This window comes from Trichocoleus sp. ST-U2 (genome assembly GCF_039961875.1).
GTDB lineage: Bacteria > Cyanobacteriota > Cyanobacteriia > Cyanobacteriales > FACHB-T130 > FACHB-T130.
In genome coordinates this window covers 119,474-137,639 of sequence record NZ_JAMPJY010000006.1, presented here as the reverse complement: position 1 = coordinate 137,639, position 18,166 = coordinate 119,474, and the positions used below count along the sequence as shown (strand labels likewise).

The window sequence follows — 18,166 nt, the reverse complement described above, 5'->3', positions numbered from 1 at the left end:
CAGAACTTCTGAGCTTTCCTGGTTGCGGTCTGCATAAAGGTAAGTGAAACTACTGATAGAAGTAGCAAGTAAGCGTGTTTTAATTTAGAAAATGAATAAAATTAAACGCCCTAGAAGAGTAGTTTTAGGCCAATCAGTAAACGCTTCAAAATTTTAATCAATTTATAACAATTGATTTTCTTTAATTGAATTTTCTAAATGCGCTCTCAATTTTATCAGGGGACTAGAGATGTTTAATCCCACAATGGTGATGATCGATACCTTCGTTGAACGCCTGCGAGCTGCCTATTGCCGTACTTACGGCGGTCTTAAACCAGACTACCCTGATATCATCGTCTGGGCTGGAAACATGGCTCTGGAAAATATTGCTAACAGCGACGCCCTTTATCACAATGTCGAACACACCATCTTTGTCACCTTAGTGGGACAAGCAATTCTGCGGGGCAAACATATCCGCTTTGGGGGAGTTTATTGCGAAGATTGGTTGCACTGTATCATTTCTTTGTTGTGCCATGATATTGGCTACGTGAAAGGAGTTTGCCTGCAAGATAGACCCAGTGAAAGGGTGTATGCCACAGGTATTGACAACTTGCTCATTTCGCTGCCAACCGGATTAACCGATGCCAGCCTTACACCTTATCATGTAGATCGCGGAAAACTGTTTATTGAGGAGCGTTTTGGCGGTCACAAACTGATAGATACAGAAACAATCAAGAACAATATCGAGTTAACTCGTTTTCCTGTGCCAGCAGATGCAGATCATCAAGATACTAATAACTTTCCAGGCTTAATTCGTGCCGCTGATTTAATTGGTCAACTTAGCGATCCGCGCTACTTGCAAAAAATTAGTGGATTGTTCTACGAATTTGAAGAAACCGGGGTGAATAAAACATTGGGTTACAAAACTCCCGGAGATTTACGAAGAAACTACCCGAAGTTTTACTGGAATGTCGTATATCCTTACATCCAGGATGGATTACGCTACTTAGAGATGACGCAAGAGGGAAAGCAAATATTAGCAAACCTCTATGCCAATATATTTGTGGTAGAACACGAATAGAGTTCATGCTCAAAATTCATGTTCAAAGTTTAGCGTTGCTGACAATTGAAATTGTGTAGGGGTACCTCTTGTGGATGTCCCTACAAAATTGTCTTCGTTTCTAGGCTACTCTGCTTGTAAGGGAGAGAGGATGCGATCGCATCCTCTCTCCCTTGCCCTTAGCGCCTACCCCTCAACCCAACTGATTCTTGATATATTAATGACTGACACGGCGACCTTGTACTCATAAACTCAAACAAGTCTCGGAAAACAAGCATCTACGCACCACTGGTTAGCGACAACGCGGCTGTTGAATGATAAGTAGCAATGCTCAGCCTGCGTCTTGTAACGAGAAGTTAACACGTTTGAGTCGCCCAAAAGTATTCAAAAAGGGTCGCAGTGCGTCAGAATCATCATTGATATGACAGAATTTTGCACCAGTTACTCAGGCTGCGACAAAAAGTAACCATCCTCGAAGGATAAAGCTATGCCCACTGCACCGGCAACCCCCGATACCGATAATCTCGATGCCAAACAGCTCCTGAGAACGCTCGTAGCTGTTAAAAAAGGTGACTTTTCTGTCCGGATGCCGATTGACCAGACTGGCATGGCGGGGAAAATTGCCGATACGCTCAACGACATCATTGAGATGAATCAGAGGATGGCGACTGAGCTAGAACGGATCAGCACGGTTGTTGGGAAAGAAGGAAAAATCGCCCAGCGTGCTTCGATTGGAACGGCAGGAGGTTCTTGGTCAGCAAGTGTAGATTCTGTCAATACCCTAATTACAGATTTAGTTCAACCGACCGCTGAAACTGCTCGCGTGATCCGGGCAGTTGCCAATGGCGACCTATCTCAGAGAATTGCACCGGAGATTGAAGGTAGAGCCTTGCAAGGGGAATTCCTCCAAACCGCGCAGGTCGTCAACACGATGGTGGATCAGCTTTCCTCCTTTGCTTCAGAAGTAACGCGGGTTGCCCGTGAAGTGGGTACGGAAGGCAAGCTGGGCGTGCAAGCAGAAGTGAAGGGCGTCGCAGGCACCTGGAAAGATTTGACCGATAACGTCAACTTGATGGCAGGAAATTTGACTGCCCAAGTCCGGAACATCGCTGAAGTGACCACAGCAGTTGCCAATGGCGACCTTTCTAAGAAAATTACCGTCGATGTCAAAGGCGAAATTTTAGAGCTAAAAAACACCGTCAACGTCATGGTGGATCAGCTCAACTCCTTTGCCTCAGAAGTCACGCGGGTAGCCCGCGAAGTGGGTACGGAAGGGAAACTGGGCGGTCAAGCAGAAGTTCGCGGCGTTGCCGGAACCTGGAAGGATCTCACCGATTCGGTGAACTTGATGGCAGGAAACTTGACAGCGCAGGTACGGAACATTGCAGAAGTAACGACGGCAGTAGCAAATGGCGACCTTTCTAAGAAAATCACGGTTGATGTCAAAGGCGAAATTTTAGATTTGAAGGACACCATCAACGTGATGGTGGATCAGCTCAACTCCTTTGCCTCGGAAGTAACGCGGGTGGCGCGGGAGGTCGGCGCAGATGGGAAGTTGGGCGGTCAGGCAGAAGTGAAGGGGGTCGCAGGAACTTGGAAGGATCTCACTGATTCGGTGAACTTCATGGCGGGAAGTTTAACCTCCCAGGTGCGGAACATTGCAGAAGTGACGACGGCGGTGGCAAATGGCGACTTGTCGAAGAAAATTACCGTCGATGTGCGCGGGGAAATTTTAGAACTAAAAAACACCGTCAACACGATGGTGGATCAGTTGAACTCCTTCGCCTCGGAAGTGACGCGGGTGGCGCGTGAGGTGGGTACGGAAGGGAAACTGGGCGTACAAGCAGAAGTTGGTGGAGTTGCCGGAACCTGGAAGGATCTCACCGATTCGGTGAACTTGATGGCGGGGAATCTAACCGCGCAGGTGCGGAACATCGCGGAAGTGACGACGGCGGTAGCAAATGGCGACTTGTCGAAGAAAATTACTGTCGATGTCAAAGGGGAAATTTTCGAGCTAAAAAACACCGTCAACATCATGGTTGATCAGCTTTCTTCCTTCGCTTCGGAAGTAACGCGGGTGGCGCGAGAGGTAGGCGCAGATGGGAAGCTGGGTGGTCAGGCGGAGGTGCGGGGCGTTGCCGGAACTTGGAAGGATCTCACCGATTCGGTGAACTTTATGGCGGGTTCTTTGACTGCACAGGTGCGAAACATCGCGGAAGTGACGACGGCGGTGGCGAATGGCGACTTGTCTAAGAAAATTACCGTCGATGTCAAGGGCGAGATTTTAGAGCTGAAAAACACCGTTAACACGATGGTGGATCAGCTCAACTCCTTCGCCTCAGAAGTGACGCGGGTAGCGCGAGAGGTGGGTACGGAAGGGAAACTGGGCGTGCAAGCAGAAGTGCGAGGCGTTGCCGGAACCTGGAAGGATCTCACCGATTCGGTGAACTCGATGGCGGGGAATCTAACCGCACAGGTGCGGAACATCGCGGAAGTGACGACGGCGGTAGCGAACGGCGACCTTTCTAAGAAAATCACGGTTGATGTCAAAGGCGAAATTTTAGAGCTGAAAAAGACGATCAACACGATGGTGGATCAGCTTTCGTCCTTCGCCTCAGAAGTAACGCGGGTGGCGCGAGAGGTGGGTTCGGAAGGGAAACTCGGCGTACAAGCAGAAGTGCGAGGCGTTGCCGGAACGTGGAAGGATCTCACCGACTCGGTGAACTCGATGGCGGGGAACCTCACCGAACAAGTGCGAAACATTGCGGAAGTGGCAACTGCGATCGCAAATGGCGACCTTTCTAAGAAAATTACCGTCCAAGTTAAAGGCGAAATTTTAGAGCTGAAAAACACGATCAATATCATGGTGGATCAGCTTTCTTCCTTTGCCTCAGAAGTCACGCGGGTAGCGCGAGAGGTGGGTTCGGAAGGGAAACTCGGCGTGCAAGCAGATGTACGAGGGGTTGCCGGAACCTGGAAGGATCTCACCGATTCAGTGAACTTCATGGCAGGAAGTTTGACCGCACAGGTGCGAAACATCGCCGCTGTGACGACGGCGGTGGCGAATGGCGACTTATCTAAAAAAATTACCGTCGATGTCAAGGGGGAAATTTTGGAGCTGAAAAACACCGTCAACACGATGGTGGATCAGCTCAACTCCTTCGCCTCGGAGGTGACGCGAGTAGCGCGAGAGGTGGGGACGGAAGGGAAACTGGGCGTACAAGCGGAGGTGCGCGGCGTTGCCGGAACCTGGAAGGATCTCACCGATTCGGTGAACTTCATGGCGGGAAGCTTGACCGCGCAGGTGCGAAACATCGCGGAAGTGACGACGGCGGTGGCGAACGGCGACTTATCTAAGAAAATTACCGTCGATGTTAAAGGCGAGATTTTAGAGCTGAAGAACACGATCAACACGATGGTGGATCAGCTCAACTCTTTTGCCTCGGAAGTGACGCGGGTGGCACGAGAGGTGGGAACGGAAGGAAAACTGGGCGTACAAGCGTATGTCCGAGGGGTTGCCGGAACTTGGAAAGATTTGACCGATAACGTCAACTTGATGGCGGGGAATCTAACCGCACAAGTGCGGAATATCGCCGAAGTGACGAAGGCGGTGGCAAATGGCGACCTTTCTAAGAAAATCACGGTTGATGTCAAAGGTGAGATTTTGGATCTCAAAGACACGATCAACGTGATGGTGGATCAGCTTTCCTCCTTCGCCTCAGAAGTCACGCGGGTGGCGCGAGAGGTGGGAACCGAAGGCAAATTGGGCGGTCAAGCGGAGGTGCGTGGCGTTGCCGGAACCTGGAAAGATTTGACCGACAACGTGAACTCAATGGCAGGGAATTTAACCGCGCAAGTGCGAGGCATCGCCAAAGTGGTGACGGCAGTTGCCAATGGGGACTTGAAGCGAAAACTAATGCTAGAGGCGAAGGGAGAAATTGAAACCTTAGCCGATACGATCAACGAGATGATCGACACGCTGGCAACCTTTGCCGATCAAGTCACGACAGTGGCGCGAGAGGTGGGAATTGAAGGGAAGCTGGGGGGACAGGCGAAGGTGCCGGGAGCTGCCGGAACCTGGAGAGCGCTGACCGACAACGTGAACGAACTGGCAGCGAATTTAACGACGCAGGTACGAGCGATCGCCGAAGTTGCGATCGCTGTAACCAGAGGCGACCTCACCCGATCGATTTCCGTCGCTGCACAAGGCGAAGTCGCCATCCTCAAAGACAACATCAACCAGATGATTGCCAACCTGCGGGAAACAACGCAGAAGAATACCGAGCAAGACTGGTTAAAAACCAACCTCGCCAAATTTACCCGGATGCTTCAGGGACAGCGAGATTTGGAAACCGTCTCCAAGCTCATTCTCTCGGAACTCGCTCCTCTGGTATCCGCGCAACACGGTGTGTTTTACCTGATGGAAAGTGGCGAGCAACATCAGGCATTCCTGAAACTCCTGAGTACCTATGCCTACCGCGAGCGCAAGCATCTCGCCAACCACTTCCATTTAGGAGAAGGCTTGGTGGGACAATGCGCCCTGGAAAAAGAACGGATTCTGCTCAGCGAGGTGCCGGACAACTATATCAAGATCAGCTCTGGCTTAGGGGAATCGACTCCGCTGAATGTTGTTGTGTTGCCCGTCCTCTTTGAAGGACAAGTGACCGCAGTGATTGAACTGGCTTCTTTCCGACGATTTAGCGAGATTCATCTCACCTTCTTCGATCAACTCACCGAAAGCATTGCCATCGTTCTGAATACGATCGCGGCTTCGATGCGTACCGAAGAATTGCTCAAGCAGTCCACCGCCCTGGCAGAAGAACTCCAAACCCAGCAAAAAGAACTCACAGAAACGAATAAGCGACTGGAACAACAAGCCAAATCACTCCAGGCATCCGAGGAACTGCTCAAGAATCAACAGGAACAGTTGCAGCAAACCAACGAAGAACTGGAAGAGCGATCGCGCTTACTCGCGATGCAAAACCGCGAAGTCGAGCGCAAGAATCGAGAAATCGAACAGGCAAGACAGTCGGTGGAGGAAAAAGCCGAGCAACTGGCACTCACCTCGAAGTACAAGTCGGAATTCTTGGCGAATATGTCCCACGAACTGCGGACGCCGCTAAATAGCTTGTTGATTTTGGCTCGTCTACTTTCTGATAATCCAGAGGGGAACCTGACGCCGAAGCAAGTCGAATACACCCGCACCATTCATTCCGCAGGCACCGATCTGTTGGGACTGATTAACGACATCTTGGATCTGGCAAAAATTGAATCGGGAACGATGTCGGTTGACATCGATCAGATGTTATTTACCGATTTGCGGAGCCAGATGGAGCGAACGTTCCAGCAAGTGGCGCACGACAAAGGACTCGCCTTTACTGTGGAATCCGACGAAAGACTGCCCAAGGGAATGTATACCGACTCGAAACGGTTACAACAAGTCCTGAAGAATCTGCTCTCGAATGCCTTTAAATTTACGGATCAGGGTGCAGTCCGATTACGAGTCGAGCTAGCGACAGGCGGCTGGAGTTCCGAGCAGGGGAGTTTAAATCGCGCCCAGACCGTCATTGCTTTTGCCGTCAGCGACACAGGGATTGGGATTGCACCAGATAAGCAGAGAATTATTTTTGAGGCTTTTCAGCAGGCGGATGGAACAACCAGCCGCAAATACGGCGGGACGGGTTTGGGCTTGTCAATCAGTCGAGAAATTGCCCGACTGCTGGGCGGAGAAATTCGTCTGGTGAGCAGTCCGGGACAGGGAAGCACGTTTACCCTCTATTTGCCGCAAGCTTATCAAGATGGGGCAGCAGGAATGAGTCCGGAAGTGCGAAGTATCCTTCCAGGAGCGAGGAGTCCCGTCGCCCCCAGTACCCTCGCACCCAGTATCCCTCAGACCCTTGATGTTCGACCGGCGATTCCATCGGCAACTCTACCAGCAACTCCACCAGCAACTCCACTGGCGACTCCACCGGCGAATCGAAACGACGGCGTTCGTTCCTCCAGTCTCGGAGAGGCAAGTGTCGCCGCGAGTCCCTACCCGCGTTCTGCACACATGGCTGACATTAGCGATGACCGGGACGATATCCAAGCGGGCGATCGCGTGTTGCTAATTGTGGAGGACGATATCAATTTTGCCCGGATCTTGTTGGATATGGCACGACAACAAGGCTTCAAAGGGCTGGTGGCGTTGCGAAGCGATACGGCTCTGGCAATGGTGCGAGAATATCAGCCGGATGCGATTACTCTAGATATCCGGTTGCCGGTGATGGATGGCTGGACGGTGTTAGACCGTTTGAAGCACGACCCAGGCACTCGTCATATCCCCGTGCATATCATCTCCGTCGAAGAAGTCCAGCAGCGCAGCTTGCAACAAGGAGCGATCGCTTATCTACAAAAACCTGTCAGCAGCGAAGCGTTAGCGCAGGCGCTATCTGACATTAAGGGATTTGTCGAGCGCCCCGTGAAGAACTTGCTGGTCGTAGAAGATGATGAAACTCAACGCCACAGCATTGTCGAACTAATCGGCAATAGCGACGTGCAGACGACGGCTGTAGGCACTGGGACAGAGGCACTCGAAGAGCTGAGAACCGGGCACTATGATTGCCTGGTACTAGATTTGGGACTGCCGGATATGACTGGATTTGAGTTGATGGAGCAAATAAAACAGGAGCCTAGCCTGACGACACTCCCGATTATTGTTTATACCGGCAGGGAATTAACCAAGCAACAAGAAACCGAACTCAAGCGCATTGCCGAGACGATTATCATCAAAGACGTGCGATCGCCAGAACGTCTTCTGGATGAAACCGCCTTGTTCCTCCACCGAGTGCAGGCAAATTTACCCCGCCCGAAACAACAAATTCTGGAACAATTGCATCAAACCGATCCGGTTCTGACTGGCAAGAAAGTTTTGATTGTTGATGACGATGTGCGGAATATCTTTGCCCTCACCAGTATGCTGGAACTCCATCAAATGGAAGTGTTGTATGCCGAAAATGGCAGAGATGGCATTGCGAAGTTGCAAGAACGCCCCGACATTGATATTGTCCTGATGGACGTGATGATGCCGGAAATGGACGGTTACGAAACCATGCAAGCCATTCGCCAACTCGATTCATTCGCAACACTACCGATGATCGCTCTCACCGCCAAAGCCATGAAAGGCGATCGCGAAAAGTGTATTGAAGCGGGTGCGTCCGACTACATCACCAAACCTGTAGATACCGAGCAATTGCTCTCCCTGCTTCGCGTCTGGCTCTATCGATAAGGCAAAAGAAAAAAGGCAAAGAAGCAGCAAAAGTTCTTGCTGTTTCTTTGTCTCTGTTTCTTTTACCTTTCTACCTTTTACTTTTTACTGTATGAACACGCCCAAAAATAGCAGCGAACTTGAAGATATTGAAATTCAGTTGCTATTGGAGGGCGTGTATCGTTACTACGGATTTGATTTCCGAAATTATGCTCCCGCTTCACTCAAGCGCCGCATCTGGAATGCGATTCGTGCGGAGCATTTAAGCAGTGTATCCGCGCTTCAGGAAAGAGTCCTCCACGATGCAAACGCGATGGAGCGATTTCTGCTCGGTCTCTCCGTCAACGTGACCGCCATGTTCCGCGATCCGACCTTTTATTTAACATTTAGAAATAAAGTTGTTCCCTTATTGCGAACATATCCATTTATTCGGATCTGGTGTGCAGGTTGTTCAACTGGAGAGGAAGTTTATTCAATCGCAATTTTGTTGCAAGAAGAAGAGCTTTATCACCGTTGCCGCATCTATGCAACCGACATGAATGAGATGGTATTAAGAAAAGCCAAAAGTGGCATTTTTCCCCTCCATTTAATGCAGGAATATACTCAGCATTATCTCAAAGCAGGCGGGATTAAGTCTTTTTCGGAGTATTATACCGCTGCTTATGATAGCGCTATTTTTCGGGCGTCACTCAAAGAAAACATTATTTTTTCTCAACATAATCTAGCTATCGATGGTTCTTTTAATGAATTTAATGTCATCTTATGTCGCAACGTCCTAATCTATTTCAATCCATTTCTTCAGGAACGGGTTCACAATCTTTTGTACGATAGCCTTTGTAGATTTGGGATTTTAGGATTAGGTCGTCAGGAATCCCTGAAAACCACTCTATACGAAAAACACTATGAGGAGTTAGAAAATCATGAAAAGATTTACCGAAAATTGGCTTAATTAAAACTTTCTAATTACAAATTACACATAAATGCAAGATTTCCCAAATCAATGGAATAAAAAGGAGGTGAACATTTTTTAGGTCAAGAGTAGTAGGTAATTGGAAATCCTTCACTACCCACCCGTTTTATTGAGTTTTGCCCATCTACTGATTCATGGTGAGTATGACTTTTGATATTGTTGTTGTCGGCACATCATTAGGTGGGTTACAAGCTTTAACCGTAATGCTCGCAGGTCTACCAAATACTTTCCCAGCGGCTGTGGTTGTCGTCCAACACCGTCACAAAGCCTCTGATAACACGCTGAGCTTCTTTCTCCAGCAGTACAGCACTTTGCCGGTGGCGGAAGCGGAAGATAAAGAAGAAATTCTGCCTCGACGGGTATACCTAGCTCCCGCTGATTATCACTTACTGGTGGAACCCCGACAGGCATGGGGACACCGCCAAGGTCGGTACGGAGGCATCGCCACATTAGCACTCTCCACTGAGGCTCCTGTATGCAATGCCCGACCGTCGATTGATGTGCTGTTTGAATCGGCGGCTGATGCTTATGCACAGAGAGTTATCGGGGTGATTTTAACCGGAGCAAGTCAGGATGGAGCGAAAGGCTTGGCAAAAATTAAAGCACGCGGCGGACGGGCTATAGTACAAGAGCCTGCAACAGCAGAAAGCCGGATTATGCCGGAAGCCGCGATCGCATCTGTAACGGTAGACTGGATTGTGCAGCTCCAAGACATTGCCCCTCTTTTAGTCAACCTTTGTCAATCGGCTGTGAGGTGAAAAAATCAGATATGTGACGCCAAAGCCCTAGTAGCTCAACAGCCGAATCTAGACACATCAAATCTTCATCTAAAAACCCTGGATTCTGGTTTCTAAAATTTGTAACTTTGGATAGTGGTATCAATAGCGAAACAGTGGCAGGCTCGACAAAGCCGCTCAAACAAGTCCCGACCTTCCAGAAAATGCAGCCCGAAGAAATAGTTAACGTCCTCCTTGTGGACGATCACCCAGAAAATTTACTGGCTTTGGAGGCGATCCTGGGCAGCCTCGGTCAAAATTTGGTCAGAGCTACATCGGGCGAACAAGCCTTGCGATGTCTGCTTGAGCGGGATTTTGCCGTGATTTTGCTTGATGTCCAGATGCCCGGTCTAGATGGATTTGAGACGGCAAAGTTGATTCGACAACGACAGCGATCGCGCCACACGCCGATTATTTTCCTAACCGCATTTAGCAGCAGCGACTCTCTGGTTTTCAAAGGTTATTCCCTGGGTGCAGTAGATTACCTGCTGAAACCGCTGGAGCCGGAAATATTAACCTCCAAGGTGGGGGTGTTTGTTGACTTGTTCAAGAAAACCGCAGAGGTGAAACGACAAGCGGCACAACTGACTGCTGTTAACTCAGAACTGAAGCAAAGTGAAGAGCGTTTTCGCTCGTTAAGTGCCTGCTCGCCCTTGGGCATTTTTATGACCGATATTGAAGGGCGCTGTACCTACGCAAATCCGCGCTGCCAAGCGATTTGTGGCTTGACGCCTGATGTAGGAACGGGAACTTTAGCCTCGCTCTATGAAGAAGGTTGGTTGCAGTCGGTACATCCAGAAGACCGCGATCGCGTCTATAGACATTGGTCTACTTGCATGAGCATCGGTCAGGAATGCTCCAACGAGTTTCGCTGCCAAACTCCGGAGGACATTGTGCGTTGGGTTTACCTGCGCTCCTCCCCGATGCTGACCGATACCGGCGAACTTATCGGTCATGTCGGCACCCTAGAAGACATCACCGAGCGCAAAGCCGCAGAGGAAGCCCGCGCTCAGATGATCCGCGAACAGGTGGCACGACAGGAAGCCGAGGCGGCAAACCGGATTAAAGATGAGTTCCTCGCCACCCTGTCTCACGAACTCCGCACTCCCCTCAACTCGATGCTGGGTTGGACTCAACTGCTCCGCAGTCGCAAGTATGATGAAAAGACGACAGCCCGTGCCCTGGAAACGATTGAGCGCAACGCCAAGTTACAGGCGCAACTGATCGAGGATATTCTCGATGTCTCGCGGATTATTCGCGGGAAGCTGCGGTTAAATATCTGTCAAGTTAATCTTGTACCCGTGATTGAGGCGGCGCTGGATGCGGTTCGTCCGGCGGCTGAGGATAAAGAAATTCAATTAGAAAGCATACTCGATCGCGCCGTGGAACTGGTTCCTGGCGATCCTAACCGCTTGCAGCAAGTTGTTTGGAATCTACTCTCCAATTCGATCAAGTTCACGTCTTCAGGGGGAAAGGTGCAGGTGCGCCTTTTCAAGGATGGCGATCGCGCTCAAATTAGCATCAGCGACACCGGCGTGGGCATCAGCCCAGATTTTCTCCCCTATATTTTCGATCGCTTCCGTCAAGCAGATAGCACCACCACCAGGCGCTATGGTGGCTTGGGACTTGGTTTAGCAATTGTCCACAACTTAGTGGAACTGCAAGGCGGCACGATTGAGGCAAGAAGTGAGGGAGAAGGGAAAGGGTCAACATTTATCGTGAAGCTGCCAGTAGTATCCGATCAGCTCAAGACTTGCGATTTGGAGTCTATCTCCTCAGGTAAAAAAGTCGCGATCGCGTCTCCTCCCTCTCTGGAAACGTTGCAGGTGTTGGTGGTGGATGACGATACGGATACCCGCGATTTTTTGAGGGCGGCGCTAGAACAATACCACGCTCAAGTGACGGCTGTGGCATCGGTTCAGGAAGCGATGCAAGCTCTAGAACACTTAAAACCCGATGTACTGGTGAGCGACATTGGAATGCCGAATGAGGACGGTTATGGTTTGATCCGTAAAGTCAGAGCTTTGGAATCTCAGCGAGGAGAAACGAGCATTCCCGCGATCGCGCTGACTGCTTATGCCAGGGGTGAGGAGCGATCGCAGGCACTCGAAGCAGGTTTCCAGGTACACCTGCCTAAACCCGTTGAGGCAATCAAATTAATTGCTTCTGTGGCAAACTTGGCGGGGCTGAGTACAAAGCTCGCAGACGTGTAGCAATCTCTAAACCAATCATTCTTTCAATCAGGTGATTTCTATAACGACATTGCTTGCTAGCCGCACGGCTGTAAGCGTTGGTTAGGCGATAGATATCCCGCGATGGGAGCAGGACTATCTGTTCGCGCCGATCGTCTTGTCGAAGAAGTCGAACGTCCGGTACAGCGCCTTGAGCGACGCTTCGCGTGTCTGCTTGTAGGTCGATCCGATGAAGCTGTGACCCATTCCCATACAAAAAAAGGCATAAAAAAAAGGAGAGCCACTTGGGCGACTCTCCCGATCATCAGGGTGCATCTACTAAACAAAATATATCACTTGGGGATGAGGGGTGTCACCCCTTATTTTGTTTTTTTCGTGAAGTTTCCTCGCTTTTATGTGAAGTGAAGACGAAGATAATTGTCAACATAAATCAGGCAAAGGGTTGTGCGGCAAATGTAGCAGATACGTATTTCTGCGAGCGATCGCCTGCACATCCGCTACATTTTCTACCAGCACCCGTTGCCTGGGCTTCAGCCTTGCGGAGTAGGTTTTGACGACTCCGCAAGGCGGTATATTTTGGCTTGTCTAACTAACTGTTCAACTTCTTAGCCATCATTTGGTTCGTGAGTTTCGGGTCAGCTTGACCTCCTGTTTGCTTCATCACCTGCCCCACAAAGAAACCCAACAGCTTAGTTTTACCGCTGCGATACTGTTCCAGCTCTTTGGGATTTGCCGCTATAACTTCATTGATGATTTTTTCCAGCTCACCCTTGTCAGAGATTTGCTTGACTCCTTTGCTCTCTACCAGTTCTTTCGCAGAACCCCCTTTAGACAGCAACTCTGGCAGAATCTCTTTAGCGATTTTGCCGCTGATAGTTCCGTCTTCAATTAAGGAGATGAGTTCCGCGAGGATCTGGGGTTTGAGGGCAATTTCAGCGATATTCAGTTTAGCGGTGTTGAGATAGGCAGAAATATCACCCATCACCCAGTTAGCCGCTTGCTTGGGATTCGCCTTGGCAGAAACCGCCGCTTCAAAATACTCCGACACCGATCTATCGTCGGTTAGGACGCGGGCATCGTAAGCAGACAAACCCAATTCACTTTCGTAACGATGACGTTTTTGCGCTGGCAGTTCCGGCAGTTCCGACTTCCACTTAGATAATTGCTCAGCGGAGACTTGTATGGGAGTTAGGTCGGGTTCTGGGAAGTAGCGGTAATCGCTAGAGCCTTCCTTCTTCCGCATACTCACTGTGCGTTGGCTACCTTCCTCCCAAAGCCTGGTTTCTTGAATAATTCGCTCGCCGGATTGGATGGCTTCAATTTGCCGGTCGATTTCGTACTCAATCGCCCGTTGGATGGCGTTGAAGGAGTTCATATTTTTGATTTCGACCTTCGTGCCAAACTCCTTCTGACCAACCGGACGCACGGAGATATTCACGTCGCAGCGCAGCGAACCTTCTTGCATATTGCCATCACTGACGCCCAGATAGCGGACAATCCGGCGCAGTTCTTGGGCATATTCAGCAGCTTCAACCCCCGAACGGATATCCGGTTCGGAGACAATTTCTACCAAGGGAATGCCGGTGCGGTTGTAGTCTACTAAAGAATAGGTAGAACCAGAGAGTCTTTCACTACCCGCATGAACCAATTTTCCAGCATCTTCTTCCATGTGCAGGCGAGTGATGCCAATCTTTTTGCGGATGGGGTTGCCATCTGCGTCAGTTAGCTCAATCTCCAGCCAACCATGTTCGGCAATGGGCAAATCGTACTGAGAAACTTGATAATTTTTGGGCAGATCGGGATAAAAATATTGCTTACGGTCAAATTTGCTATAAGGAGCGATCGCGCAGTTGAGAGCCAAACCGGCTTTAACCGCGTACTCCAGCACCTTTTGATTCAGCACCGGCAATACTCCAGGCATTCCCATACACACTGGACAGACATTCTGATTGGGCGTCGCACCAAATTCGGTGGAGCAATTACAGAAAATCTTGGTTTCGGTACTGAGTTGACAGTGAGTTTCCAGACCGATAATAGCTTCGTACTGAGTTTTAACCGGAGCAGCAGTCGTCATGAGCTTACAGAGTGCAGATAATTGCAACACTTCGGCTCTATTTTAGCTTTGTCTTAACCTCGTAGCCCTTAATTAATCAAAAACGACTTCTGGATTCATGTCTGCTGGTGATTTCCAATCGATTCCGTACTCTGCTTTTAAAATACGTTTCTTCTCAGCCCAGAATCGCTCGGCAAAGGCTGCGTCTCTTGGTTCGTTCGCCAGGTTTTCGTCTGCTTTTCGACCGGCGTCTGCAATCAGTTGTTCATATTTCGGAGCAAATTCTTTTAAATCGTGCTTGATTTCCCCTGGATTCTTCCCCAGGTTCAGCCTTATTTGAACTTCCCGAACTAGCTTAGGCAGAACAAAGGCAACATAGCGATCGCGATACTTCTCACTTTGACTGACATCATCTGGCGTTTTTTGGAGTCCTAGTCTCGCCCCGACTCCTAATAAGGTTAAACTTAATAAAATTCCTAGAATAACCTTTGAGGATTTCATCAACCAATTCTCCTAAATTAGGGAATGCCCAACATCTTAGCATCAGAACTAAAGATGTCTATCCGCTCATTTTTATCTGGATAAAGTAGAGGATGCACGCTTGCGATCGCTCGTTTCTAGTTCGGTTTAAATCTTGCAGCGAGAAATTAAAAATTGCGAACTGCCTTAATTCGGCGCTATCGGGATTACTCTCAAATAATTTAGCTTCCGCTAGATAGTCAGAAGCCGAGTTAACTTCCAAAATGGGTCTATACAAGCGAAATGATTTAACAATATAAATTTTGAAATTATTCCTAATCTAATGATTGTCGATTTTATTTTTAGGGATATAAAATTAGTCGTTGCTTCGCAAGCGACGCCAAGAAAATAAAGGAACAGAAATAGATAGAATTCACGACGGCTCTAAATCTTTTGATTATTGAAGTTAAAGAAGCGCGATCGCTGAAATTCTCTCTTTTTGCATACGCCTTTTGGCGGGTAAGTATGCTAAAAAAAACCAGCCACTCGCGGCGACTGGTCAAGCTTGCTGTGTTGGGAGGAGGAAAACCTGATGCCAAGACGAAAAAGCTATGCAATTATCCCGTAGATAGCCAACCTGCGTCTCGATACACTAAGTCGTCCCTTGTTAAGGAATGTAACACATTTTTTTCAAAAGCTGCAATATTTATTTACAAACAGTCATTTGTGCGTGTGCCAACTTGTGAATTAAATGCCGAACAAGATAATGTAAGTTCCCCAAGCCGCAGCTAAACAGGCAATAATCGTTGACCAGATAGGGTGCCGACTGAGACTGGTAATGCCGCCTTGGGTTCGTAGGGTTTCTAAGTCAATCCAGGGGGTCGCGCCTTGCCGAAACCATCCAGTTGCGGTGACTTGCCGATTTACGAAGTCGCTGGGACGAGTGGACAAGGGTAAAAGATTACCAATAGAACCCAGTTGAGAGCAATAATGTAACTTAACCAAGCCGGTGTCGGTTTGTAGGATTAAATCCTGTCCCAGCCAGTTGCTAATCCCTTGACGCCCCAAGAGTTTTCCTTGCAGACGCACCGGCTGACTATCGACAGGTAAAGCATCGATTCGAGTCGATAAATCGGATAGGTTGGGGTTCGTTTGCAGAGTGGAAGCTTTGATATCTGGAAAGAAGGGATTGATCCGCAAAAAGGTGCCAATGCTAAAACCTATCGGCAGACAACCGACAAGGATCGTCCAGTAATCGTCGAGTATCCATGCAAGTTGCCGGATTCCCAACCAGCTGCCAATCCACCCCAACAGCCAGAACAAGCACCCCAAGGCTAAACCAGACAAAATGCCAAAGAAGGGGGCACCTTGTAACCAAAGTTTTGACTTCTTAGTTTTGAGCGAAGATGCTCGAATCCGCTGTTCGGACATTTGAGTGAAGTCAAGTTCTGTCTCTAGTTTCCAGTGGCGGGCGTAGAGGCATAACAAGTACAGGCGATCGCCCATTAAAGGATGGCTGTTGTTGATGACCATCCACTGGCGATGGGGGTTGAGATAGCCCCATTGCAACAGGGATTCCCAAGGCGTCTGGGAGGGAAAGCTGCCCAAGCTGATGGCTTGCCGATATCCCACTGGCGTCAGTAAATCAAAGCCTTCCAAAAGCCAGCGGGTAGACTGGTGTTTTTGGATATCAGCAGCAATGCCACGGGTAACTTTCAATAAAGCGCGGGAGAAGGCATTTGGGTTGCCAGTGATATCTGCCGCTATGCGATCGCTATAGATAATTCGCAGCCGCGACAGCCACAAACCGATAAAGCAAACTAGCCAAAATAAGCCGTAACTCAAAGCCGAAACAACCACCGCTGGAATCTTTAGCAGGGGGCTTTGTAAGCGGTCTCCCCACTGCGCGACTTGTCGGTACAAGGTGTAAGGAATCTGGGCGATTAGCATGATGAGGGACATCACTGCCAAATTCAATCCCAACGGTAAACAAGCCAGGGCAATCCACCAACAAGTCCAAGCCCAGTCTGAGTTCCTCAACAGGCTAAAAAAGCCTCCAATCAGGAACATTATGGTTGCCATCACCAAACCGACCAACTTGTTTTGGACAATGTGCCCCAACTCGCTGGCATAGACTGTGGCGATTTCATCCTCTGCCAGTTGATCTAAGAGTCCTTGACTGACCACAATTCGGGCAGTGCGAGGCAGATTTCCATAAGTGAGTGCGACTGGGGCGCTGATGGGTAAGATCCGCAAAGTCGGCACGGGCAAACGGCGCTGTCCGCAATAGCGGGGTAGCATCTTGGCGGCTTCCGGGCTGGATTTAGACAGCGCTGACAGCGACAGCGGTTGCATCTTCTCAAATTGCTTGAGGAAGAAGTCTAGTAGCCAGGGAGACAGACACGCTAGCAGCACCAACACGGTCACGATAGGCCAAGTTGGGTCTTCGTAAAAAGCTGGGATAGGCTGCAAAAACGGCAGGTTGATGAGGAAGTTGTTCGTCGTCGTCATCAAGAACTGCACGAGAACGCGAATTACCCAGAAAAGCGCGATCGCAGTCCCTGCTTGAAGCAACCACAGACGTTCTGGTTTCACTGCTGGCATTGCTCGCCATCCTTTGGCGCGTCCTGCTTGACGCCAGCCAATAATACTGGTCGATTCTAGAATTTTCTCATCTGTTGGCGTCTCAGATGGCGTTTCAGATGGCGTCTCAGAAATGACCCCTGTGTCTGCTGCTGTATCTGGCGCAATCGGTGCTTCTGTCGGGGCGGCTACTTCTGCCTCTAGGTTGCTTTCCGCTTCTTTCCCTTTGCCCTGTACTAAGGGTGAGTTGGAGGGTGTTACCTTTTGTACTGGCTTAGTGCTGTTCGCCCTGACGCTTTTAGAGGCAGGTTGAGCGGCTTTTGCCCCCTGTGCGGGTGAAGTGGCAGGCGTTTGCAAGGGGACAAACCCGGTCGCGTCTAGAGCAGGCGACACGGATGGCTGAGGCTTTTGAGGCGGTTGGTCTAAGGGAATAAATCCGGTGACATCTGACGCAGGCGCAGCCCCTTGTGCGGGTGAAGTGGCAGGTGTTTGTAAGGGGACAAACCCGGTCGCCTCCGACGTTGGTGGAGGGGAAGGCGTTTTTTGAAGTTGAGGATAACGATTGACCAAATTAGCCAAATTCCGCTCTCCCCAGTCCTTCACCTTGGGATATTTGCTTTGACTGAGGGTTTGACAAAGCGATCGCGCTTTGTCGATTTCGCCAGTGCGTTCATAGGCAACCACCAGCCCCATCTGAGCGCGAAGGACTGTCTTTTGACTCAACTCAAACTCGCAAACGCCTTCTAGGTGGGCGATCGCATCTGGATAATTTCCCTGTTTCAGGGCTGCTAGACCAGCTTCCAGAGAGGGATTAGGAACAGAAGCCATAAAAATTCAACAGCACTCGG

The 18,166-nt window shown here is 49.5% G+C and carries 9 protein-coding genes; 5 read left to right on the top strand and 4 right to left on the bottom strand.

All coding sequences use genetic code 11. The features are described from left to right. The first annotated feature begins 229 nt into the window (after positions 1 to 229). From NC996_RS05920 to NC996_RS05900, 5 genes are all read left to right on the top strand, one after another. Complete coding sequence (locus NC996_RS05920) at positions 230 to 1,060, top strand: Npun_R2479 family HD domain-containing metalloprotein (RefSeq protein ID WP_190430102.1); 831 nt, start codon at positions 230 to 232, stop codon at positions 1,058 to 1,060. Positions 1,061 to 1,526: 466 nt separating this feature from the next. Then, entirely contained in the window at positions 1,527 to 8,306 is a 6,780-nt protein-coding gene (locus NC996_RS05915; RefSeq protein ID WP_190687643.1) for a HAMP domain-containing protein, read from the top strand. A 91-nt stretch (positions 8,307 to 8,397) separates the two neighbouring features. Then, positions 8,398 to 9,234 (top strand): protein-glutamate O-methyltransferase CheR, encoded by an 837-nt coding sequence (locus NC996_RS05910; RefSeq protein WP_190411949.1) that lies wholly within the window; start codon positions 8,398 to 8,400, stop codon positions 9,232 to 9,234. 164 nt (positions 9,235 to 9,398) lie between these two features. Then, positions 9,399 to 10,013 (top strand): chemotaxis protein CheB, encoded by a 615-nt coding sequence (locus NC996_RS05905; RefSeq protein WP_190411999.1) that lies wholly within the window; start codon positions 9,399 to 9,401, stop codon positions 10,011 to 10,013. Positions 10,014 to 10,195: 182 nt separating this feature from the next. Beyond that, positions 10,196 to 12,244 carry a response regulator gene (locus NC996_RS05900; RefSeq protein WP_190687758.1) on the top strand — a complete coding sequence of 683 codons (2,049 nt, stop codon included), beginning with the start codon at positions 10,196 to 10,198 and terminating at the stop codon, positions 12,242 to 12,244. Between the two features lie 409 nt (positions 12,245 to 12,653). Here NC996_RS05900 and NC996_RS05895 read toward each other — a convergent pair whose 3' ends face one another. The 4 genes from NC996_RS05895 to NC996_RS05880 form a co-directional block, all read right to left on the bottom strand. Continuing rightward, on the bottom strand, positions 12,654 to 12,788 hold the full coding sequence (locus tag NC996_RS05895) for a hypothetical protein (protein ID WP_277877538.1): 135 nt from the start codon (positions 12,786 to 12,788) through the stop codon (positions 12,654 to 12,656). A 24-nt stretch (positions 12,789 to 12,812) separates the two neighbouring features. Then, entirely contained in the window at positions 12,813 to 14,297 is a 1,485-nt protein-coding gene (gatB, locus tag NC996_RS05890; protein ID WP_190533660.1) for an Asp-tRNA(Asn)/Glu-tRNA(Gln) amidotransferase subunit GatB, read from the bottom strand. Positions 14,298 to 14,369: 72 nt separating this feature from the next. Next, positions 14,370 to 14,777, bottom strand: a complete 408-nt coding sequence (locus tag NC996_RS05885) for a hypothetical protein (RefSeq protein ID WP_190411951.1) — start codon at positions 14,775 to 14,777, stop codon at positions 14,370 to 14,372. A 705-nt stretch (positions 14,778 to 15,482) separates the two neighbouring features. Beyond that, complete coding sequence (locus NC996_RS05880) at positions 15,483 to 18,146, bottom strand: zinc metalloprotease HtpX (protein ID WP_190687635.1); 2,664 nt, start codon at positions 18,144 to 18,146, stop codon at positions 15,483 to 15,485. Between the last annotated feature and the right edge of the window lie 20 nt (positions 18,147 to 18,166).

Coding starts and splice junctions, on each gene's coding strand:
- NC996_RS05920 (WP_190430102.1), top strand. CDS start 230: ATGTTTAATCCCACAATGGTGATGATCGATACCTTCGTTGAACGCCTG.
- NC996_RS05915 (WP_190687643.1), top strand. CDS start 1,527: ATGCCCACTGCACCGGCAACCCCCGATACCGATAATCTCGATGCCAAA.
- NC996_RS05910 (WP_190411949.1), top strand. CDS start 8,398: ATGAACACGCCCAAAAATAGCAGCGAACTTGAAGATATTGAAATTCAG.
- NC996_RS05905 (WP_190411999.1), top strand. CDS start 9,399: ATGACTTTTGATATTGTTGTTGTCGGCACATCATTAGGTGGGTTACAA.
- NC996_RS05900 (WP_190687758.1), top strand. CDS start 10,196: ATGCAGCCCGAAGAAATAGTTAACGTCCTCCTTGTGGACGATCACCCA.
- gatB (WP_190533660.1), bottom strand. CDS start 14,297: ATGACGACTGCTGCTCCGGTTAAAACTCAGTACGAAGCTATTATCGGT.
- NC996_RS05885 (WP_190411951.1), bottom strand. CDS start 14,777: ATGAAATCCTCAAAGGTTATTCTAGGAATTTTATTAAGTTTAACCTTA.
- NC996_RS05880 (WP_190687635.1), bottom strand. CDS start 18,146: ATGGCTTCTGTTCCTAATCCCTCTCTGGAAGCTGGTCTAGCAGCCCTG.